Here is a 19,485-nt window from a genome sequence, read left to right as displayed (position 1 = left end):
CGGCCCGCGTTCAAAGCCCGCGCAGCGCGTGCAACCGCGCCTGCACCATCAGCGCCTTCATGTCGCGCACGGCTTTTTCCCAGCCGTCGAAGATCGCCTGCGCCACGATGGCGTGGCCGATGTTGAGTTCGGAAATACCGTCCAGCGCGGCCACCGGCTTGACGTTGCCGTAATGCAGGCCATGCCCCGCGTTCACGCGCAGCCCGTGGCGCAGCCCTTCGGTCACGGCCAGGCGGATGCGCTGCAGTTCGGCGTGGGCGGCCTCGCCCTCGGCCTCGGCATAGGCGCCGGTGTGCAGTTCGATCACGGGCGCGCCGGCCTTGGCGGCGGCGGCGATCTGAACGGGGTCCGGATCGATGAAGAGCGAGACGCGGATGCCGGCTTCGGTCAGCAGCGCCACGGCGTCGGACACCGGGCCCATCGCGCCGGCCACTTCCAGCCCGCCTTCCGTCGTGAGCTCGGTGCGCTTTTCGGGCACCAGGCAAACGTCGCTGGGCTTGACCGCGCAGGCGATCTCAAGCATTTCCGGCGTGACCGCGCATTCCAGGTTCATGCGGGTGCGCAACTGCGGGCGGATCGCGTAGACGTCGGCATCCTGGATGTGCCGCCGGTCTTCGCGCAGATGCAGCGTGATCAGGTCGGCGCCAGCGTCCTCGGCGCGCAGCGCCGCGGCGATCGGGTCGGGGTACGCCGTATGGCGCTGCTGCCGCAGCGTGGCGACGTGATCGATGTTTACACCAAGTTCTATCATTGCACTTTCGTTGTTTCTTCCCAGCCGCCGCCCAGCGCCTTGTAAAGCTCCACGCGGTTGATCAGCGCGGCCAGGCCGGTTTGCACCAATGCGAGCTGGGCGTTGAAAAAGTCCACCTGCGCGGTCTGCACCTGCAGGTAGCTGTCGATACCGTTGGTATAACGCAAATTCGACAACTCCAGCGTCCGCGCCGAGGAATCCTGCAGCGCGCGCTGGGCATCGAGCTGCGCCCCGTAGGTGGCCTCGCCCGCCAGCGCGTCCGAGACTTCGCGGAACGCCTGCTGGATGGTCTGCTCGTACTGCGCCACGGCGATATTGTCGCGCGCCTTGGCCAGGTTCAGTCCTTCGCGGATGCTGCCGCCCGCAAACAGCGGGGTCGTGATCGACGGCGAGAAGCTCCAATACCCCTGCCCGCCCTTGAACAGATCCCCCAGCGACGGGCTGGCCACGCCCAGCAGGCCAGTCAGCGAGATGGTCGGGAAGAACGCCGCGCGCGCCGCGCCGATGTTGGCGTTGGCGGACAGCAGCTGGTTTTCGGCGGCGGCGATGTCGGGCCGGCGCTCCAGCAGGTCGGACGGCAGGCCCGACGGCACCGTGGCCAGCACCTGGTCGCGGCCGAACGTGGCCGGCGGGGGCAGCGTGTCGGGCAGCGGCGTGCCCACCACCAGCACCAGCGCGTTCATGGCCTGCGCGCGGGCGCGCGCCAGTTGCGCCAGGTCGGCAGAGGCCGTGTCCAGCAGCGATTTGGACTGGTTCAGGTCCAGTTCGGAGGCCACGCCGCCGTCGAAGCGGCGCTTGACCAGGTCATACGATTCCTGGCGCGAGGCCAGCGTGCGCTGCGTCAGGTCCAGCTGGACCTCGGCGGCGCGCAGGTTGAAATACGACTGCGCAACCGAGCCCACCAAGGTGATGTGAACGGTCTTTTGCGCCTGCTCGGTCGACAGGTACTGCTGGTACGCGGCTTCGGACAGGTTGCGCAGGCGGCCGAACAGGTCGATTTCGAACGTGGTCAGGCCGATGCCAGCCTGGTAGGAGCTGCTGATCGAGCTGGAATCCGGGCCGCCAGCCCGCATGTTGGCCGGCAGGTGCTGGCGCTGGCCCTGGATGCCGGCGCCGATGCTGGGCCACTGCGCGCCGCGCTGGATGCCGTATTGCGCCCGGGCCTCTTCGACGCGCTGGACCGCCACGCGCAGGTCGCGGTTGTTGACCAGCGCAAGCTCGATGAGGGCCTGCAGGCGCGGATCGCGGAAGAATTCGCGCCAGCCCAGGTCCGCCGCGGGTGTGACGGCCTGCGGCACGACATCGGCGGCGGGCTGCGAGCCCAGCGTGGTGGCGCGCGAATACGCGCCGTATTGCACCTTGGGCTGATCCGGCCACGCCGGGCTGACCGGCGCGTCGGGACGCTTGTAATCGGGCGCCAGCGAGCAGCCGGCCAACGCCACCGCCACAAAGGCGGACAAGGCGGTCTGTCTGAACATCAGGGCTTTCATTCCTTGCCCTCCTGGCCACCAGTGGGTTGTGCGGTCTGCGGCGTTGCCGGGGTAGCGCCCTTTTCGGCCGCCGCCTTCTTTTCGGCCTGCTCCTGCTCGAAGGCGCGCAGTTCGGCGCCGAGCAGACGCGGGCGGGTCTTGAACAGGCCCAGCACCACCACGAAGAATGTCGGAACGAAGATCACGGCGAACGGTGTGGCGGCCAGCATGCCGCCCAGCACGCCCAGGCCCACCGCGCGCTGACTGGCCGCGCCCGCGCCAGTGGCCAGCGCCAGCGGAATCACGCCCAGGATGAACGCCAGCGACGTCATCAGGATGGGCCGGAAGCGCAATCGCGCGGCCTCCACCGCGGCCTCGTACAGGCCCATGCCGCGCGCGTACTGGTCCTTGGCGAATTCCACGATAAGAATGGCGTTCTTGGCCGCCAGCCCGATCACGGTCACCATGCCAACCTGGAAGTACACGTCGTTGGACATGCCCAACGCACTGACCAGCGCCACCGCGCCCAGCATGCCCAGAGGCACCACCAGCATGACGGAGATGGGGATGGCCCAGCTTTCATACAGCGCGGCCAGCACCAGGAACACGACGAGGAGCGACAGGCCCATCAGGATGGGGGCCTGGTTGCCGGCCTGGCGTTCCTGATAGGACAATCCCGTCCATTCGTAGCCAAAGCCTTGCGGCAACTGGGCGACCAGCCGCTGCATTTCTTCCATGGCCTCGCCGGTGGAATAGCCCGGCGCCGAGCTGCCGCCGATACGCATCGACTCGTAGCTGTTGTAGCGCACGACCTGCACCGGCCCCTGTACCCATTCGCCCTTGACGAACGTGGACAGCGGCACCATGCCGCCCTGCGCATTGCGGGCGTTCAGCTTGAGCACGTCGGACAACTGCATGCGGTACGGCGCATCGGCCTGGACCCAGATGTTCTGCATCCGGCCCATGTTGGGGAACTTGCTCAGGTAGGCCGAGCCGACCGCGGTCGAGATGAGCGATGCCGCTTCGTTGAAGTCCACGCCCAGCGCGGCCGCCTTGTCGCGGTCGATGTTCAGGCTGAGCTGCGTGCCTGGCGACAAGCCCGTGATGCGGACCTGCGACAGCACGGGGCTCTTCATGGCCTCGCCCATCAGTTGCGCGGTGGCCGCGGCCAGGGCCTCGGTGCCGGCGGCGCCGCGATCCTGCAGGCGCAAGTCGAAACCGGTGGCGTTGCCCAGCGACGAGATGGCCGGCGGCACCAGCGTGAAGACCTGCGCGTCATGGATGCCCATGAGTTGCTTTTCGAAGGCGGTGAAGGCGATCGCGCCGGCCGAATCCTGGCGCTCCTTGCGGTCCTTGAAGTCCTTGAGCGTCGTGAAGGCGATGGCCGCGTTCAGACCGTTGCCGTTGAAGCTGTAGCCCTGCACGGCAATGATGTTCTCGACGGCGGGAATGCCCTGGAAGTATTTTTCGACCTGCTCGATGACCTCGACCGTACGGTTGGCGCTGGCGCCGGTGGGCAGCTCGATGTTGCTGACCACGTAGCCCTGGTCTTCCTCGGGCAGGAACGACGACGGCAGGCGCAGGTAGAGCCAGCCCAAAAGCAGGACCAGCACCAGGAACGCCAGCATCATCCGGCCGCCCTTGTGCAGGATGCGCGAAACCCAGTTCTGGTAACCGTGCGTCGTGGCGTCGAACTTGCGGTTGAACCAGCCGAAAAAGCCCTTCTTGTCCTCGTGGTGGCCCTTGGCCACCGGCTTGAGGATCGTGGCGCACAGCGCCGGCGTGAAGGTCAGCGCCAAGAGCGCCGAAAAGAAGATGGACACGGCCATGGCCACCGAGAACTGGCGGTAGATCACGCCCACCGACCCGCTCATGAAGGCCAGCGGCAGGAACACGGTCACCAGCACCAGCGTGATCCCGATGATGGCGCCGCTGATCTGCGGCATGGCTTTTTTGGTGGCCTCCTTGGGCGGCAGGCCCTCGGTCGCCATGATCCGCTCGACGTTTTCGACGACCACGATGGCGTCGTCCACGAGAATCCCGATGGCAAGCACCATCGCGAACATGGTCAGCACGTTGATCGAGAAGCCCAGCGCCAGCATCACGGCGAACGACCCCAGCATGGCCACCGGGACCACGAGCGCCGGGATCAGCGTGTAGCGCACGTTCTGCAGGAACAGGTACATGACCAGGAACACCAGCACCATGGCTTCGGCCAGGGTATGGAGCACCTGCTCGATGGAGACCTTGACGTAGGGCGCGGTGTCGTACGGTACCGAATACTGGATGTTGCCCGGGAAATACTTGGACAGCTCCTGCATCTGGTTGCGCACGCCTTGCGCCGTGGCCAGCGCGTTGGCATTGGGTGACAGCACGATGGCGAAGGCCGCCGTGGGCTTGCCGTTCAGGCGGGCGCCGAACTGGTAGTTGTCGGCGCCGACCTCGATGCGGGCGACGTCGCGCAGCAGCACCTTGGAGCCGTCGGTGTTGGCACGCAGGACGATACGGCCAAAGCCGTCGACCGTGCTCAACTGGCCATTGGCCGTGACCGTGGCGGTGATGCGCTGCGATTCCGGATTGGGCGGCGCGCCGATGCTGCCGCCGGAGATCAGCACGTTCTGGCTGGCGATGGCGTTGTTGACCTCGGCCATGCTGAGATTGAAGCCAACCAGCTTGGCCGGGTCCAGCCAGACGCGCATCGCGCGAGGCGCGGCGAACAACTGGAACTGGCCCACGCCCGGCACCCGCGAAACCGGGTTCTTCACGTTGCGGGTGATGTAGTCGGCCAGCGCCGTCTGGTCCAGCGAACCATCGGTGGACGACAGCGTCACGATCATCAGAAAGCCGGTACTCGTCTGCTCGTACTGCAGGCCCTGCTGCTGCACCGCGCTGGGCAACTGGGCGATCACGTTGGACACGCGGTTCTGCACGTCCACCTGCGCAAGGTCAGGATTGGTGCCCGGCGCAAACGTCGCGGTGATGGTCGAGGTGCCGTAGGAGTCGCTGACGGACTCGTAGTAGATCAGGCCCTTGGCGCCGTTGAGCTGATCTTCGATGATGCTGGTGACCGATTCGGCCACTTCGGGGGCCGACGCGCCGGGGTAGGTCGCGGTGATCGTGATGGCCGGCGGGGCCACATCGGGGTACTGCGCAACCGGCATGTTCGGGATGGCCAACACCCCTGCCAGCAGAATGAAAAGGGCAACTACCCAGGCGAAGATTGGTCGATCGATGAAAAATTGCGGCATGTGGGCTGACTCTTAAAGCGATGCTCACCAAAGAGGAACGCGGCGCTTGCTGCGCCGCGTGCCGCTTACGATTTCTGGCCGGCGGCCTTGTCCTGCGGGGCCGGCTCGGCCGGCTTGGCGCCGGGCTGCGGGGCGGGTTCGGCCGGTTTGGCGCCGGGCTGCGCGCCAGGTTCGGCGGGCTTGGCGCCAGGCTGCGCGGCGGGCGCGCCGCCCTGCGCGGGCGTGCCGCCCCGGTTCCATTGGCTGACCTGCACCGGCGCGCCGGGGCGGATCTTCTGGAAGCCTTCGACCACGACCACGTCGCCTGCCTTCAGGCCGCTGGTGATCAGCCAGTTGTTTTCGTACGCGCCGCCAGTGGTGACCGGCGCCTGCGCGATCTTGTTGTCGCGCACCAGCATCAGGCTCTGCTTGCCGTCGGCCGTGCGCTGCAGCGCCTGTTGGGGAACCAGCAGGGCGACATCGTCAAAGCCCTGCTCCAGGCGGACCCGCACGTACATGCCGGGCAGCAGGATGCCATCGGGATTGGGGACCTCGGCGCGCAGGTTCACCTGGCCGGTGCTGGGATCCACCGTGATGCCGGTGAACAGCAGCTTGCCGGGATGTTCGTATTCGGAGCCGTCTTCAAGCACGACGGTGGCGCGGGCGGCGTCCTTGCCCACTTGCTGCAGACGGCCGCTGGCAAAGGCGCGACGCAGGGCGGCCAAATCGGCGGTGGACTGCGTGAAGTCGACGTAGATGGGATCGAGCTGCTGCACCGTGGCCATTTGCGTGGCGGACGTGGATTCGACCAGCGCGCCCTCGGTGACCAGCGGCTTGCCGATGCGGCCGGTGATCGGCGAGGTGACGTCCGTGTAGCTCAGGTTGATGGCGGCGTTGTCCTGAGCGGCCTTCGCGGCGGCCACGGTGGCGTCGGCCTGGCGGAAGGACGCCACGGCGTTGTCGTATTCCTGCTTGCTGACGGCGTTGGCCTTGACCAGCGGCGCGTAGCGGTCGGCCAGGAGCTTGGCGCTGAACAGGTTGGCCTGCGCCTGCTTCAACTGCGCCGTCGCCTGATCGTAGGCGGCCTTGTAGGGCGCCGGATCGATCTTGAACAGCAGCTGGTTTTCCTTGACGTCGCCGCCCTGCTCGAAGGTGATGCGCTGCACGATGCCGGTGACCCGGGCGCGGATCTGCGCGTCGCGCACGGCATCCACGCGGCCCGGCAATTCCGAGACGATGGGCGCGCGCTGCGGCTGCACTGTGACCACGCTGACCTGGGGCATGCCGGGATTCATCTGGGGTCTTTCCCCGCAACCGGCCAATATGAGCGCGAGGACGCCACCGGAAACAGCCAGACCCGAAATTCGTTTAGGCGAAAACCGCATTGAAACCCCCGCGTAGCGTAATGAAGCGCGTCGTGAAATCGCGTCAGGTACCGCAGCAATTCGAACGTGCCGAAGAGCAGCGATCAAATCATGACCAAGCGTCACCAACGACACGTGAATAGCCCAGTAATGTAACTCAGATATTGGGGAAATCACGTACTTTTGGGGGGTCCGGGGGAACTTTCAGGCGCAATTGCGCAACAGTTATTTGCTGCTGGCGAGCTCTCGGAGATTGCCCAGGAACGCATAGCCGACGCCATGCACCGTGTGCAGGGGCAGCCGCGCACCCGCCTGGCGGACCTTGGTGCGCAGCCGGCAGATCGCGACATTGAGTGACCGCATGTTCATGCCGCCGCGCAGGTGTTTCACTTCTTCGCGGACCAATTCACGCTGCGGATTCCTGACCAGGCAGGCGAAGCAGGCGCGCTCGACTTCGGTGAGGTCCAAGCGCGCGCCGTTGGGCAATTGCAGCGTCCAGCCCCAGTAGAGCAGGCTCCACCACCCGTCCACGGGGTCTTGGGGCAGGTCCGGCGCCCGGCCGGCGGTTGATTGCGTCCGCGAGGGGCTGCATGCGGGGCCACGTTCGGGGTTGCTAGCGGACGTACGCGCGCGCTTGCGCGTGCCGGGCTTGACAAGAAAGGGAGCGGGCACAGGAGCATTCAAGGCGGATCTCCACCAGGATGGCCGCCGGCATGCAAGGGGCGGCCCGTCCCGGAACAAGGTTGCGGAATGTCCTTGAAGGCTACCTGCACGGCGCGGATTTCAGCCCGTCGCCGCGCATCTTTCAGACCAATCCGACCTGCCCACCCCGCAAACGACGGTAAGCCGCCACTGCGTTACGAATGATGGGTCCCGTTGCGATGGATATCGTGCGTGACAAAGCAGCTGTCCTGCGTGGGCCGGGCCAGGATGCCGGGCTTTTCCAGCGTATGGCGGATGTCCGCCAGGCCCGACTCCCAGTGTTCACGCATGGCTTCGGTGCCGAACTCGTAGTCCTTGGAATAGCGCTCGCGGTGCTTGGCCTCGTAGATGAGGTTGACGATGTTGGTGGCCGGCGTGTGCGATAGCTTGCGGATGTCCGCCAGTTCGGGCGCGCTGCGTTCGCTTTCCGGCAGGCGTTCCAAGAGGCGCTGCAAGCCATGCCGCAGTTTCAGGACGCGCCGGAGCTGGTCTGTTACCAACCGGGTGCGGCTGGAATACTGGATGTCCTTTTGCCGCTCGGCCACCTCTTCCAGCGACGTCGGCAGCGAGCCGCGCGCGGGCCACAGGTCGACCTGGAACGCCAGCGTGTCGCGCATGTTGTCCGTGGTTAGCACCTGCGCGAGCGGCGTGTTGGATACGAGGCCGCCGTCCCAGTAATGCTCGCCATCGATCTCCACCGACGGAAACCCCGGCGGCAACGCGCCCGATGCCATGATGTGCTCGGGCCGCAGGGTGTCGTGCAGGCTGTCGAAATACGCGAAATTGCCCGAACGCACGTTGACGGCGCCGAAGCTCGCCCGCACCGCGCCGCTGTTGAGCAGGTCAAAATCCACGAACTGGCGCAGCGTGGCGGCCAGAGGCGTTGTGTCGTAGAAGCTGGTGGAGGCGGCGCCGCGCCCGCGCACCAGGTAAGGCGGCGGAAAGCGCGGCTTGAAAAAGCCCGGCTGGCCGGTCAACAGGGCTTGCAGCGCGGAGACCTGTCCGTTCATGGCGGGCGAGCCGAACCCGAACGGCACCCCTTCGAACATGCCGTCCAAGGTATCGCCCCAGGGCAGCGCGGCAAAGCCCGTGGGCCGGCAGATGCTTTCCCAGAAGCCGCGCAGGCGCTCGACGCGCTCGTCTTCCGGGGACCCGGCGATGATGGCCGCGTTGATCGAACCGATGGAAATGCCGGAAATCCAGTTAGGCCGGATGCCGGCTTCGTGCAGGCCCTGGTACACCCCTGCCTGGTACGAACCCAACGCCCCGCCCCCTTGCAGCACGAGCGCGACGGTGTCGTAGGACGGCGTGTCGCCGGTGTCTTCGGTCAGGGCCTCGCGGCTTGCAGTCATGCGGCGTCCTCTAGCGCTTGGTCTTGTCCGGCACCTGCGGCGTCCCGACGCCAGCGCGGAAGGGATACTTGGCGAAGATCTCCGCCACCACCTTGTCCACGTTCTGCTGGGAACCGGCGCTGTCGGGATTCTGGACTTCGCCGACGGCGACGCCCTCCCAGACCAGTTGCCGCCGCCGCGCATCGACCAGATCGACGCTGAGCGTGCCCTCGGTGTATTGATAGACGTCGTCGCCCCAACCGTAGCCGGGCCAGCCCCCGTAGAAGCCGGTGCGATAACCGTAATACGGGCCCATGGGTGCGAAGCCGGGCGTGACTTCGGTCTGCTGCTGGAGCTTGGCGCCAAAGTTCAACAATAGGTCGGGATTGGTGGTGCTGTAGGTATACCCGCGCATTTCCATCTGGCCGCGCGCCGCGCTCTTCAGGCGTTCGGTCAGCAGCGTGTTGTAGCCGGCCTTGTCCGTACCCAGCGGAGACATGTAGCCGAAGGTCTGATACTGCGCGAAATCGGCCTGGTGGTCATAGTCGCTCTTGACCGTGGGACCGGAGGCGCAGGCCGCCAGCAATGCCGTCATGGAACCCGCCGTCAGCATTTTCAACGCTTTCATGTCGATCTCTCCGTGAGTTCAAGGCGACAACATAGTGCCGCGAAGCCACCAAAGTTTCAACAGAATCTCATTCGCAACCACCAACCATCCGCCCGGAATCGTCGCGGCCGCATTGCGCCCCGCGCCCGGTCCGTTACACTTCCCGTCGCTCCCGGCCACTCCTACCGACACGCGCATGCTTGAACTCGACGGCTCCATTTGGTTTCGCTCCGGCGCCCAGACCTGGGGCGGCAAGAACCGCATCGACCTCCTGGCGCAGATCGACGCCACCGGGTCGATCACGGCGGCGGCACGCGCCGTGGGCATGAGCTACAAGGGCGCCTGGGACGCCATCGACGCCATGAACAACCTGGCCGGTGAACCGCTGGTGCTGCGCGCGGCTGGCGGCAAGGGCGGCGGCGGCACGCAGCTTACCGATCGGGCGCGCGGCCTGATCGCGACCTTCCGGGCGCTCGAAGTCGAACACCGCAAGTTCATGGACAACCTGACGCGCGCGGGGCTGGATGCCAGCGGCGACATCGACCTGATGAGGCGATTCATGCTCAAGACCAGCGCACGCAATAAATTCCTGGGGACCGTCATCGAGATCCGCGCGGGCGCCGTCAACGACGAAGTGCTCCTGCGTATTGCCGGCGGTCATACCGTCGCGGCCACGATCACGCGTGAAAGCACGAAAGAACTGGGCCTGGCTCCCGGCAAGGAAGCCATCGCGCTGGTCAAGGCGTCTTCGGTCATTGTTGGCGCGCCGGGCCCGGGCCTGCGACTGTCGGCGCGCAACCAGTTGCAGGGGCGCATCACCGACCTGCGGCCGGGCGCCGTCAACAGCGAGATCCTGATCGCGATGGACGGCGGCACGACGCTGGCCGCCATCGTCACGAACGAAAGCGCGGCCGACCTGAAACTGGACGTTGGCGCCGAAGCCGTGGCGATTTTCAAGGCGTCCAGCGTGATCCTCGGCGTGCTCGACTGACGCGCAGCCGCCAGCGAAGGCGGCCGCCACGCCGGCGCACTAAAGCCCGACGTTCTCGTCGTGGCGCCCCACCCTGCCCTCGCGCACTTCGAAGACCTCGTCGGCCAGCGCCTCGACGTCCGCGGGATCGTGCGTGATCAGCAGCATCGGCACATCCAGCTGGCGTTGCAGCGCGTCCAGCTCTTGCCGCATCTTGCCGCGCAGTTGCGAGTCCAGCGCGGAAAACGGTTCGTCCAGCAGCAGGATGTCGGGCTGCAGCATCAGGGCCCGCGCCAGGGCGACGCGCTGCTTTTGCCCACCTGAAATTTCGTGGGGGTAGCTGCCGACAATGGCGCCCAGCTCGAACGCGTCGACCCAGCGCCGTGCCTCGCGCGTTACCTCGCGCCGGGGCGGATTGAACAACCCGCGGCGCAGGCCGAAGGCGATGTTCTGCGCCACGGTCAGGTGGGGAAAAAGCGCGTAGTCCTGGAACAGGTAGGCCACGCGGCGGGTCCGCGCGGGCAGGCAGATGCTTGCCTGGCTGTCGAACAGCACCCGTCCGTTGACCTCGATGCGCCCTGCGTCCGGGCGCAGCAGTCCGGCCACCGCGCGCAGGGTCAGGCTTTTCCCCGCGCCGGACGGCCCGAACAGCGCGATGCGCTTGGCGGCCGACTTGAATTGCACGTCGAGGTCGAATTTGCGGTCGCCCGACACCATGTGCTTGCGCACGGAAAGGTCGATGCTCATCGCCCGCCTCCGTTGCGCTGGCCGGCGCCAATGGGCACCAGCTTGCCGGCGGCCAGCAGCACGACGATGCAGGTCACGGACGTGACCAGCACCAGCATGTTGGCGGTGGCGTCGTCGCCGGCCTGAACGGCTTCGTAGATGGCGACCGACAAGGTCTGCGTCCGGCCCGGCAGGTTGCCCGCGATCATCAGCGTGGCGCCGAACTCGCCCAGCGCCCGTGCAAAGGCCAGCAGCACGCCCGCGGCGATCCCGCGCGCGGCCAGCGGCAAGGTGACGCGAAAGAACACGCCCGCCTCGCCCACGCCCAGCACGCGCGCCGCGTTTTCAAGCTGGCCATCCACGCTTTCGAAGGCGGCGCGGGCCGACTTGAACACCAGCGGAAAGGCCACCACGGACGCCGCCACCACGGCGCCCTGCCAGGTGAATACGAGTTCGATGCCCCAGCCCGCCAGCGTTTCGCCAATGATGCCGCGCCGGCCCAGCAGCACCAGCAGGTAGTAGCCCAGCACGGTCGGCGGCAGCACCAGCGGCAAGGTCAGGATGGCGTCCAGCAGGTCGCGGCCCGGCCAGCGCCAGCGGGATAGGCAATACGCCGCGGCCGTGCCGGCCACGGTCGCCAATAGCGTCGCCCAGCCTGCCACTTTCAACGAAAGCAGCAGCGGGACCCAGACCGGATCACTCATCGATATTCACTACGATTGAACGGACACTCAGGGCTTTTGGAATCCATAGCGCGACAGTATCGCCTGCCCCGCCGGCGACAGCACGTACTTGACGAAGCTTTCGGCTTCCTTGGCGGCGGCCTCGCGCGTGGTCAGCGCAATCGGATAGGTCACTGGCGTCTGCGATGGCACGCGCACGGCCACGTTGACCTTGCCCGGCATGACGGCCGCGTCGGTGGCGAACACAAAGCCCGCGTCGACCTCGCCGCGCGCCACGTAGTCCAGGCTCTGGCGCACGTTCTGCGCCAGCACACTCTTGGCCTGCACGGCATCCCACAGGCCCTGGGCCTGCAGCGCAGCCTGCGTGTAGCGGCCCACCGGCACCGAGGACGGATTGCCGTAGGCAATGCGCTTGATCTCGGGACGCTCCAGGTCCTTGAGCGTCTTGATGCCGGCCTTGCTGTCGCTCGGGACGATCAGCACGATCTCATTGGCCGCGAAATCGACTCGCGAGGCGGGCTTGACGGCCTTTTCCTCGACCGCCTTGTCCATGGCCTTCTGGTCGGCCGACGCAAACACGTCGGCGGGCGCGCCCTTCACGATTTGCTGAAGCAGCACATCGGAGGCGCCGAAATTCAGGATCACCTTGGTGCCGGGGTGTTCCTTTTCAAAGCCTTGCGCGACGTCCTTGAATGCGTTGGTCAGGCTGGCGGCGGCCGACACCACCAGTTCCCCCGCGCTGGCATTGGCGCCCCACGCGGCGGCGAGCGCCAGGGTCAGCGCGATGAGCGGGCGTTTGTGAAGCATGTCCTTCTCCTGTGGAAACCAACGATTCGGCATCGAAATATATCCAGGTATATAACGCTCGTCAATTTTGCCGCAGGAGGCATTTATGAAATATCAAGGAATAATCAAGGCCAGCCTGAAGGGCCGCCTTCTAGCCGCGGGCAACCGTCGTGACTTCGACGGATTCGGGCGCCAGGGCGGCGCGCAGGAAATCGAGCGCGTCTTCGGGCCGGGCGGCCCCGCACATGAAAATGTCCAGCGCCGCGAAGCGGTGCTCGGGCCAGGAATGGATGCTGATGTGGGATTCGCTGAGCAGGATGACGCCGGTGACCCCCGCCCCTTCCCCGAAATGATGGAAATGCGCGCTCAGCACCTGCGCGCCGGCCGCGTGGGCTGCGGCGGTCATCTGGCGTTCCAGCGCCTGCGCGTCGGTCAGCAGACTGGGCGCCACGCCGCGAAAGTCCGCCAGCACGTGGCGGCCGGGTGTTGCGTGGGCAGTCACTTGTGGGATCCGCCCGACGACCAGCCCGATCCGCCCGAATAGCTGCTGCCCCAGCTGCTGCTACTGCTGCCCCCGGCCAGGCGCGTGCCCGGCGCACTGGCGCTGGTGGTGGCCAGCACGACCACCACCGCGTAGATGGCATACAACAACTTGCCTTTCATCTATTCGTCCTCGCCCATCAGCGTGTCGGCCAAGAGGGCCGGAAGCCAGAGAAACACCATCCCAATCAGCACCGGAATGAAGCGGCCGTCGAAGATGTTGCCGAAGTTCAGGAACAGCATCGCGATCAGCGCGCCCTTGGCCCACTTGCGATAGCCCCCGGCGGCCTTGCCGGACGACATGCGCATGGCCTTCTGGCGGTTGAGTTCCGGCCGGTCGAACCACTGCGCCAGCTGCGCCGGCGACACCGGCGCCGACGCTGACCAGCCCAGTTCCTTGTCGCCCAGTTCACGGGTCAGCTTCAGCGTGCCGACCTTGTAATCGGTGATCTGCGTGCTGTCGCCCACCTTCACGCGCCAGTTGAAGGCGCCCAGCGCCATTTCCACGCGCGAGGTGTAGTCGTACAGCTTTTTGTATTCGCGGTTGCGCCAGCGCACGCTGGAGGCGTTGTTATGGCTGGGCCAGGTGTCGCAGACCTGCACGCGTTCCCAGCCTTCGTCCGACTCCACCAGCCACACAAACCCCTTGGCGGCGTTGAACAGCAGGTATTCGGTCCAGCTGGACGGTTCTTCGGGGTCGGGATCGGCGCATTTCATGAGGCCGATCAGCGTGTAGTCCACGCCTTCCATCTTGGCGACCGATCCCAGCGGGAGCGTGGCGTGGATTTTCTCGACACGCCGCGCCTTTTCGATGACCTCGGCGGTGGGGCCGGAACAATCGACGGCCGCCGCGCATGACGGGCAAACCACATTCGTGGCCATGGCAGCCACAAACGAGATCGGCGCGCCGCAGTTGGGGCAGTCCAGCGCCTTGATCTGGCCGCGAAAGCGCCCCGCCGTTTCCTCGACCTGCTCCGCGGTGCGCAGCGAGCCCGCCTGCATGGCGGACAGGTCGAACGCTTTGCCGATGTAGAGCTCGGGCTGCGGACCGTCGGAATAGTCGAGCGTGAGAAAGGCGTCCAGGCTCCGGTAGTCGGCCACCTTGGCCTGCCAGCCGTCGCCCGGCACGAAGGGCAGCTCACCCTGGGCGCCGCCGGCCTGGCTCACGCGTACGTCCGCCGCCACGAAGCGCTGGCCATCCAGCTTGAATTCGTCGCCGGGCGAAATGCTGTCGAACGCCGGCATCTCCTGTGCGGTCTTGGCCTTGCGCCGCCGCGTGACGGCGTACTGGCCGGACGCGTCCGACAGCCAGCCGTCCGTGCCATCCTCGAACCACAGGTACCACTCGTTCCAGAAGCCCTCGTCAAAGCGCATCTGAATGCGGCCGATGACATCAAAGCGCTTGCCGTCGTGCGCGCCCGCCGCGCCCAGGCACAGCGGCGAATAGTCCTCCAGGACCTCCGCCGCCTCGCCGATGCGCTTGACCGACTCGGCATCCTTGAGCAAGGTGCTGCGGCAGGCGCCGCAGACCGCCATGACGGAGGCCGCGGACGTGAACTTGACTGGGGCGCCGCACTGCGGACACAGAACCTGCTGCATGGCGCCTTAACTGGTGAGTTTCTTCAGCACTTCGGCCTTGGCCGAATCGTAATCCGCCGCCGTGATGAGGCCCTTGTCCAGCAGGTCTTTCAATTGCTGCAGGCGCTGGACCGGATCGGCCTGCGCGGGTTGGGCCGGCTGCGCCGGTTGCTGCGCCTGCTGCGGGGCGGGTTGCTGCGGGGATTGCTGCGGCTGGCCTTGCGCCGCGCCCAGGCCCTGCGCCATCGTCTGGCCAAGCGCCGCGCCCGCGGCCAGGCCCGCGCCGATGCCCGCGATGCCGCCTTCGTTCTGGGCCGCCAGCGGAATCGACGTCGCGGTCTGGTACTGCGTGAACTTGCCCAGGTCGCCGGCCATGCCCATCGAGATCCGGGTGTCCAGCGCCTTTTGCAGTTCTTCGGGCAGCGACACGTTCTCGACCGTGAAGTTGTCCAGCTTGACGCCATAGCGGTCGAACACGGGCGCCAGTTGCTCGGCGATGCTTTGCGACATCAGCCCCTGGTTGCCGGCGATATCCAGGAATGGCACCTTGGAACTGCCCAGGGCGGTCGTCATGGCGGCCACGACCATGTTGCGCAGCTGCGCCTCCAGGTCGTCCACCGTGTACACATCGCGCGTGCCGCTGATTTCTCGATAGAACTTGCCAGGATCGGAGATCTGGTACGAATACACGCCGAAGGCGCGCAGGCGCACCATGCCGAACTCGCTGTCGCGCAGCGTCACCGGCTGGGCCGTGCCCCAGCGCCGGCCCAGCTGCAGGCGCGTGCTGAAGAAGATGACGTCCGACTTGAAGGGCGACTCGAACAGCTTGTCCCAGTTCTTCAGGTAGGTCAGGATCGGCAGCGTCTGCGTCGTCAGCTTGTACATGCCGGGGCCGAACACGTCGGCCACCTTGCCTTCGTTGACGAACACCGCCATCTGCGATTCCCGCACGGTCAGGCTGGCGCCGTACTGGATTTCGAAATCCTGCATCGGATGGCGCCAGGCGAGCACGCCGTCGCGATCCTCGTTCCATTGCAGGATGTCGATGAACTGCTTGCGAATGAATGAACCGAGACTCATGGAAAGTCCTCCTGTCAGATCGGGGATTGCGCGCCGCGCTCAGGTCAGGCAGGCGGCGTTGACGATGCCGGCCGCCAGCGAGATCGCGCCGATCAGGCCGCCCATGGCGATGTTGTTTTCCGCGATGGCGTCGGTCATGCCCCTTATGGCCTTGGACACGACGGCGTACACGACGATCTGCACGATCATCGCCGCCACGCCCCACACCACGAACATGACGAAGCTGGCGTGGACCGCGATGCTGGAACACAGGGTCAGGCTGAAACCGACCAGCGCGCCGCCATAGGACAGGGCGGCGGCGATGTTGCCCTCGCGGATGAGGTCGAATTCCTTGTAGTGCGTGACGGCGGTGTAGACCGCCGTGAAAACGCCCAGCATGATGAGCGCTGAAACGATGTAGATCAGATAGGTCACCGCCGGATGCATTGCTTCTCCCATTGCCAGCCTCCCAATTGCGCGCAGTATATACGTCGCGTTCGATATACTGCGAACGCATTTTTTGGCTCGGACTCCCTATGCGCGACCGCGTTCTCATTCTTTCGGTACTGATCGTCGCGTCCTGCGGCTTGGGCTACGAGCTCATCAGCAGCGCGCTCGCCAGCTATTTGCTTGGGGATTCGATCCTCCAGTTCTCGTCGGTGATCGGCTGCTATCTCTTCGCCATGGGCATCGGTTCGTGGTTGTCAAAATATGTAAGAGACGAAGACGTTCTGAATCGCTTCATCGACGTCGAGTTGCTGGTGGCGCTGCTGGGCGGCGTCTCGGCCGCGGTGCTGTTCCTGGTGTTCGCGTGGCTGTCCGCGCCCTTTCGCGCGGCCCTGTATGTGGGCGTCTTCATCATCGGGTTGATGGTGGGCATGGAGATCCCGCTGGTGATGCGCGTGTTCAACCAGCGCAAGGCGGAATTCCGTGAAATCGTCAGCCGCGTTTTGACCTTTGACTACCTGGGCGCGCTGGCGGTGTCCCTGGTGTTCCCCCTGCTGCTCGCGCCCAAGCTGGGGTTACTGCGCACCAGCTTTCTCTTTGGCATCCTGAACGCCAGCGTGGCGCTCTGGACCACGTGGCTGTTCCGTGCCGAAGTCAGCCGCCCCGGCGAAAAGGCCGTGCGCGCTGGTGTGGTGATCGGCATCCTGGGATTGGGGTTCGTCTATTCCGGCAGCATGACCGCCTGGGCCGAAAAAGGCCTGTACGGCGACGACGTGATCCACGCGGAGACCACGCAGTATCAGCGCCTGGCCGTGACGCGCTGGCACGACGACCTGCGCCTGTACATCAACGGCAACCTGCAGTTCTCGTCGCGCGACGAACACCGCTATCACGAATCGCTGGTGCATCCGGGCCTGCAGGCGCTGCCCTGGGCGCGCAACGTGCTGGTGCTGGGCGGCGGCGACGGCCTGGCCGTGCGCGAGATCCTCAAGTACAAACACGTCGAGCACGTCACGCTGGTGGACCTGGACCCGGCCATGACGAACCTGTTTTCGCGTTCCGAGCCGCTGGTCAAGCTGAACGAAGGTTCGCTCAAGGACCCGCGCGTCACCGTCATCAATGACGACGCCGGCCGCTGGCTGGAGTCCCACGCCCAGGTGTACGACTTCATCGTGGTGGACTTTCCCGATCCGTCCAACTTCGGCCTGGGCCGGCTGTATTCCGTGCCGGTCTACCACCTGATGGCGCGGCACCTGGCCGAAAACGGCTACATGGTCGTGCAGTCCACCTCGCCCTACTTTGCCCCGCGCTCGTTCTGGAGCGTGGACGCGACGCTCAAGGAAGCCGGCCTGAACACCTGGCCGTATCACACCTACGTGCCGTCGTTCGGCGACTGGGGCTTCATCCTGGCCAGCAAGCGCCGCGACTACGCGCCGCCCGAGAAGATCACGGTGGCCACGCGCTACCTGGACGCCGTCACCGTGCGCGCGCTCTTTCATTTTCCCGCCGACATGCCGGCGCTGGCCATGCCGCCGAACCGCCTGAACGAACAATCTCTCGTGCGCTATTTCGACGAGGACTGGCGCAAGGTCATCCGCTGATGCGTCGGCGCAGCTTCCTCCTGGGCGCTGCCACGGCCGCCGCCGCAGGTTCGGTTGGCTACTGGCGATCGCGCGTCGTCGAGACGACGCCGGACGTGCACTACCCGGGCATGCAGGCCGGCCACGCGTTGCGCGACAAGGCGGCCCTGCCGCATCCGACGGGCACCCGGCAGCACCAGGTCGCCATTCTGGGCGCTGGCGTCGCTGGCCTGTCCTGCGCCTGGAAGCTGGCGCGCGAGGGCTTCACCGATTTTGTCGTGGTACAGGGCCCAGAATTTGCGGGCAATGCCGCGGCAGGACAGCGCGACGGCCTGGACTACCCGCTGGGCGCGCATTACCTGCCGCTGCCGTCGCTGGCCTCGACCCACGTGCGCGAGATGCTGGCCGACTTCGGCATCATCGAACACGGCGCGGGCGACACCCGTCCCTACTACGACGAGGCGGTTCTCGTGCATTCGCCGCAGGAAAGACTGCTGCGCAACGGGCGCTGGGAGGAAGGCCTGTTGCCCATGACGGGCGTGCCCGATGCCGACGCCGCGCAGCACCGGCGCTTTCTGGCGCTGATCGATCAACTGCGCACGCAGGTCGGCAACGACGGCCGCAAGGTGTTCTGCATCCCGCTGGAAATGTCCTCGCGCGATCCGGCCTGGCGCGCGCTGGATGGCCTGACGTTCAAGGCGTGGCTGACGCAAGAGGGCTATACCTCGCCCGCGCTGCACTGGTATCTGAACTACTGCTGCCGCGACGACTACGGCGCGCGGCACGACGAGGTGTCGGCGTGGGCCGGCCTGCACTACTTTGCCAGCCGCGACGGCCATGCCGCCAACGCCGGCGAAGGCGCCGTGCTGACGTGGCCGGGCGGCCTGGCCGTGCTGGCCGACCGCATGCGGGACGCCATCACCAGGCAGCTCGGCCACACCGGCTGGCTGCTGCAAGGCACGGCGATGCGCATCGACGAACTGCCCGCCGGCCCGCGGGTCCTGTGCGTGAAGGACTCGCCGGACGGCGCCGCCAGCGCCTATGCCGTGCAGACGCGCCGCACGGTGTGCGCCATGCCGCTTTTCGTCGCGCAGCGCCTGCTGCCCGACCTGCGGGCGTATGGCTACGACCCGGCCGTGCACACCGCCCCGCACGCGGCCTGGATGGTGTCGAACTTCGTCATGGACGGCTACCCGCTCGAAGCGCCCGGCGAGCCCCTGTCTTGGGACAACGTGGTCTACGAAGGCCAGGCGCTGGGTTATGTCGTGTCCACCCACCAGCTGCTGCGCGTGGCGCGCACGCCGCGCAGCGTGTTCACGGCGTATCACGCGCTAAGCGGCCAGACGCCCCAGGCGGCGCGCGACTGGCTGACGCGCGCCAGCCCGCAGGATCTGCGCGACATCGCCGCGGCGGATCTGGTTGCGGCGTACGGCAAGGAATTCTGGCGCAGCGCCCGCCAGCTTGAGATCACGGTGCGCGGCCACGCGATGGCCTCGCCGGTCTGCGGCTACCTGTCCAATCCGGGCCTGGCCGCGCTGCGCGCGGTCGATGGCCCGGTGTTGTTTGCGCACGCCGACCTGTCTGGGTATTCGGTCTTCGAAGAAGCCTCATGGTGGGGCGTCAAGGCGGCAGGGCGTATCCTGGGCCACCACGAACAAGGATGAA

Annotated in this window: 18 protein-coding genes; 3 read left to right on the top strand and 15 right to left on the bottom strand. The window is 66.3% G+C overall.

The window, feature by feature from the left end; all coding sequences use genetic code 11:
* Window positions 1-10: 10 nt before the first annotated feature.
* The 7 genes from pdxJ to HV786_RS21775 form a co-directional block, all read right to left on the bottom strand.
* Window positions 11-751 carry a pyridoxine 5'-phosphate synthase gene (gene pdxJ, locus HV786_RS21805; protein WP_062839094.1) on the bottom strand — a complete coding sequence of 247 codons (741 nt, stop codon included), beginning with the start codon at window positions 749-751 and terminating at the stop codon, window positions 11-13.
* Window positions 748-2,241 carry an efflux transporter outer membrane subunit gene (locus HV786_RS21800; RefSeq protein WP_175211839.1) on the bottom strand — a complete coding sequence of 498 codons (1,494 nt, stop codon included), beginning with the start codon at window positions 2,239-2,241 and terminating at the stop codon, window positions 748-750. The genes pdxJ and HV786_RS21800 overlap by 4 nt, the downstream gene beginning before the upstream one ends.
* Window positions 2,238-5,468: a multidrug efflux RND transporter permease subunit gene (locus HV786_RS21795; protein WP_128828619.1), complete on the bottom strand. Its 3,231-nt coding sequence runs from the start codon at window positions 5,466-5,468 to the stop codon at window positions 2,238-2,240. Before HV786_RS21795 ends, HV786_RS21800 begins: the two co-directional genes overlap by 4 nt.
* Window positions 5,469-5,533: 65 nt before the next feature.
* Window positions 5,534-6,832, bottom strand: a complete 1,299-nt coding sequence (locus HV786_RS21790) for an efflux RND transporter periplasmic adaptor subunit (protein WP_175211837.1) — start codon at window positions 6,830-6,832, stop codon at window positions 5,534-5,536.
* Window positions 6,833-7,036: 204 nt separating this feature from the next.
* On the bottom strand, window positions 7,037-7,342 hold the full coding sequence (locus tag HV786_RS21785; protein ID WP_420809652.1) for a winged helix-turn-helix domain-containing protein: 306 nt from the start codon (window positions 7,340-7,342) through the stop codon (window positions 7,037-7,039).
* Between the two features lie 326 nt (window positions 7,343-7,668).
* Window positions 7,669-8,865 (bottom strand): DUF3734 domain-containing protein, encoded by a 1,197-nt coding sequence (locus tag HV786_RS21780; RefSeq protein WP_128828620.1) that lies wholly within the window; start codon window positions 8,863-8,865, stop codon window positions 7,669-7,671.
* Window positions 8,866-8,875: 10 nt separating this feature from the next.
* Window positions 8,876-9,472 (bottom strand): DUF4136 domain-containing protein, encoded by a 597-nt coding sequence (locus tag HV786_RS21775; RefSeq protein WP_128828621.1) that lies wholly within the window; start codon window positions 9,470-9,472, stop codon window positions 8,876-8,878.
* 175 nt (window positions 9,473-9,647) lie between these two features.
* Here HV786_RS21775 and HV786_RS21770 point away from each other — a divergent pair, with 175 nt between their 5' ends.
* Window positions 9,648-10,442, top strand: a complete 795-nt coding sequence (locus HV786_RS21770; protein ID WP_128828622.1) for a TOBE domain-containing protein — start codon at window positions 9,648-9,650, stop codon at window positions 10,440-10,442.
* A 39-nt stretch (window positions 10,443-10,481) separates the two neighbouring features.
* Here HV786_RS21770 and HV786_RS21765 read toward each other — a convergent pair whose 3' ends face one another.
* From HV786_RS21765 to HV786_RS21730, 8 genes are all read right to left on the bottom strand, one after another.
* A complete protein-coding gene (locus tag HV786_RS21765) occupies window positions 10,482-11,168 on the bottom strand; it encodes an ATP-binding cassette domain-containing protein (protein ID WP_128828623.1) in 687 nt (228 codons plus the stop codon).
* Window positions 11,165-11,851 carry a molybdate ABC transporter permease subunit gene (gene modB, locus HV786_RS21760; protein ID WP_056323878.1) on the bottom strand — a complete coding sequence of 229 codons (687 nt, stop codon included), beginning with the start codon at window positions 11,849-11,851 and terminating at the stop codon, window positions 11,165-11,167. The genes HV786_RS21765 and modB overlap by 4 nt, the downstream gene beginning before the upstream one ends.
* Before the next feature lie 27 nt (window positions 11,852-11,878).
* Window positions 11,879-12,637 (bottom strand): molybdate ABC transporter substrate-binding protein, encoded by a 759-nt coding sequence (gene modA / locus HV786_RS21755; protein WP_128828624.1) that lies wholly within the window; start codon window positions 12,635-12,637, stop codon window positions 11,879-11,881.
* 130 nt (window positions 12,638-12,767) lie between these two features.
* Window positions 12,768-13,118, bottom strand: a complete 351-nt coding sequence (gene speD, locus HV786_RS21750; protein WP_128828625.1) for an adenosylmethionine decarboxylase — start codon at window positions 13,116-13,118, stop codon at window positions 12,768-12,770.
* The gene (locus tag HV786_RS21745) at window positions 13,115-13,279 is read right to left on the bottom strand and encodes a hypothetical protein (RefSeq protein ID WP_172802197.1); all 165 of its coding nucleotides are present in this window, start codon (window positions 13,277-13,279) and stop codon (window positions 13,115-13,117) included. Before HV786_RS21745 ends, speD begins: the two co-directional genes overlap by 4 nt.
* Window positions 13,280-14,755, bottom strand: a complete 1,476-nt coding sequence (locus HV786_RS21740) for a DUF4178 domain-containing protein (protein WP_128828626.1) — start codon at window positions 14,753-14,755, stop codon at window positions 13,280-13,282.
* 6 nt (window positions 14,756-14,761) lie between these two features.
* The gene (locus tag HV786_RS21735; protein WP_175211835.1) at window positions 14,762-15,814 is read right to left on the bottom strand and encodes an SPFH domain-containing protein; all 1,053 of its coding nucleotides are present in this window, start codon (window positions 15,812-15,814) and stop codon (window positions 14,762-14,764) included.
* A 39-nt stretch (window positions 15,815-15,853) separates the two neighbouring features.
* Complete coding sequence (locus HV786_RS21730) at window positions 15,854-16,240, bottom strand: DUF350 domain-containing protein (protein ID WP_128828832.1); 387 nt, start codon at window positions 16,238-16,240, stop codon at window positions 15,854-15,856.
* Between the two features lie 89 nt (window positions 16,241-16,329).
* Between HV786_RS21730 and HV786_RS21725 the strand changes: the two genes are divergently transcribed.
* Together HV786_RS21725 and HV786_RS21720 are read left to right on the top strand one after the other, a co-directional pair.
* Window positions 16,330-17,841 carry a polyamine aminopropyltransferase gene (locus tag HV786_RS21725; protein WP_128828627.1) on the top strand — a complete coding sequence of 504 codons (1,512 nt, stop codon included), beginning with the start codon at window positions 16,330-16,332 and terminating at the stop codon, window positions 17,839-17,841.
* The gene (locus tag HV786_RS21720) at window positions 17,841-19,484 is read left to right on the top strand and encodes an NAD(P)-binding protein (RefSeq protein ID WP_175211833.1); all 1,644 of its coding nucleotides are present in this window, start codon (window positions 17,841-17,843) and stop codon (window positions 19,482-19,484) included. Before HV786_RS21725 ends, HV786_RS21720 begins: the two co-directional genes overlap by 1 nt.
* Window position 19,485: the final 1 nt, after the last annotated feature.

This window comes from Achromobacter mucicolens, assembly GCF_902859725.1.
Lineage (GTDB): Bacteria > Pseudomonadota > Gammaproteobacteria > Burkholderiales > Burkholderiaceae_B > Achromobacter > Achromobacter mucicolens.
This window is presented reverse-complemented; position numbering and strand designations above follow the sequence as displayed.

Excerpts from the sequence above, each read along its gene's own strand:
- pdxJ (WP_062839094.1), bottom strand. The coding sequence starts at position 751 with ATGATAGAACTTGGTGTAAACATCGATCACGTCGCCACGCTGCGGCAG.
- modB (WP_056323878.1), bottom strand. The coding sequence starts at position 11,851 with ATGAGTGATCCGGTCTGGGTCCCGCTGCTGCTTTCGTTGAAAGTGGCA.
- HV786_RS21720 (WP_175211833.1), top strand. The coding sequence starts at position 17,841 with ATGCGTCGGCGCAGCTTCCTCCTGGGCGCTGCCACGGCCGCCGCCGCA.
- HV786_RS21800 (WP_175211839.1), bottom strand. The coding sequence starts at position 2,241 with ATGAAAGCCCTGATGTTCAGACAGACCGCCTTGTCCGCCTTTGTGGCG.
- HV786_RS21795 (WP_128828619.1), bottom strand. The coding sequence starts at position 5,468 with ATGCCGCAATTTTTCATCGATCGACCAATCTTCGCCTGGGTAGTTGCC.
- HV786_RS21775 (WP_128828621.1), bottom strand. The coding sequence starts at position 9,472 with ATGAAAGCGTTGAAAATGCTGACGGCGGGTTCCATGACGGCATTGCTG.
- HV786_RS21790 (WP_175211837.1), bottom strand. The coding sequence starts at position 6,832 with ATGCGGTTTTCGCCTAAACGAATTTCGGGTCTGGCTGTTTCCGGTGGC.
- modA (WP_128828624.1), bottom strand. The coding sequence starts at position 12,637 with ATGCTTCACAAACGCCCGCTCATCGCGCTGACCCTGGCGCTCGCCGCC.
- HV786_RS21745 (WP_172802197.1), bottom strand. The coding sequence starts at position 13,279 with ATGAAAGGCAAGTTGTTGTATGCCATCTACGCGGTGGTGGTCGTGCTG.
- HV786_RS21780 (WP_128828620.1), bottom strand. The coding sequence starts at position 8,865 with ATGACTGCAAGCCGCGAGGCCCTGACCGAAGACACCGGCGACACGCCG.
- HV786_RS21740 (WP_128828626.1), bottom strand. The coding sequence starts at position 14,755 with ATGCAGCAGGTTCTGTGTCCGCAGTGCGGCGCCCCAGTCAAGTTCACG.
- HV786_RS21735 (WP_175211835.1), bottom strand. The coding sequence starts at position 15,814 with ATGAGTCTCGGTTCATTCATTCGCAAGCAGTTCATCGACATCCTGCAA.
- HV786_RS21730 (WP_128828832.1), bottom strand. The coding sequence starts at position 16,240 with ATGCATCCGGCGGTGACCTATCTGATCTACATCGTTTCAGCGCTCATC.
- HV786_RS21770 (WP_128828622.1), top strand. The coding sequence starts at position 9,648 with ATGCTTGAACTCGACGGCTCCATTTGGTTTCGCTCCGGCGCCCAGACC.
- HV786_RS21765 (WP_128828623.1), bottom strand. The coding sequence starts at position 11,168 with ATGAGCATCGACCTTTCCGTGCGCAAGCACATGGTGTCGGGCGACCGC.
- HV786_RS21725 (WP_128828627.1), top strand. The coding sequence starts at position 16,330 with ATGCGCGACCGCGTTCTCATTCTTTCGGTACTGATCGTCGCGTCCTGC.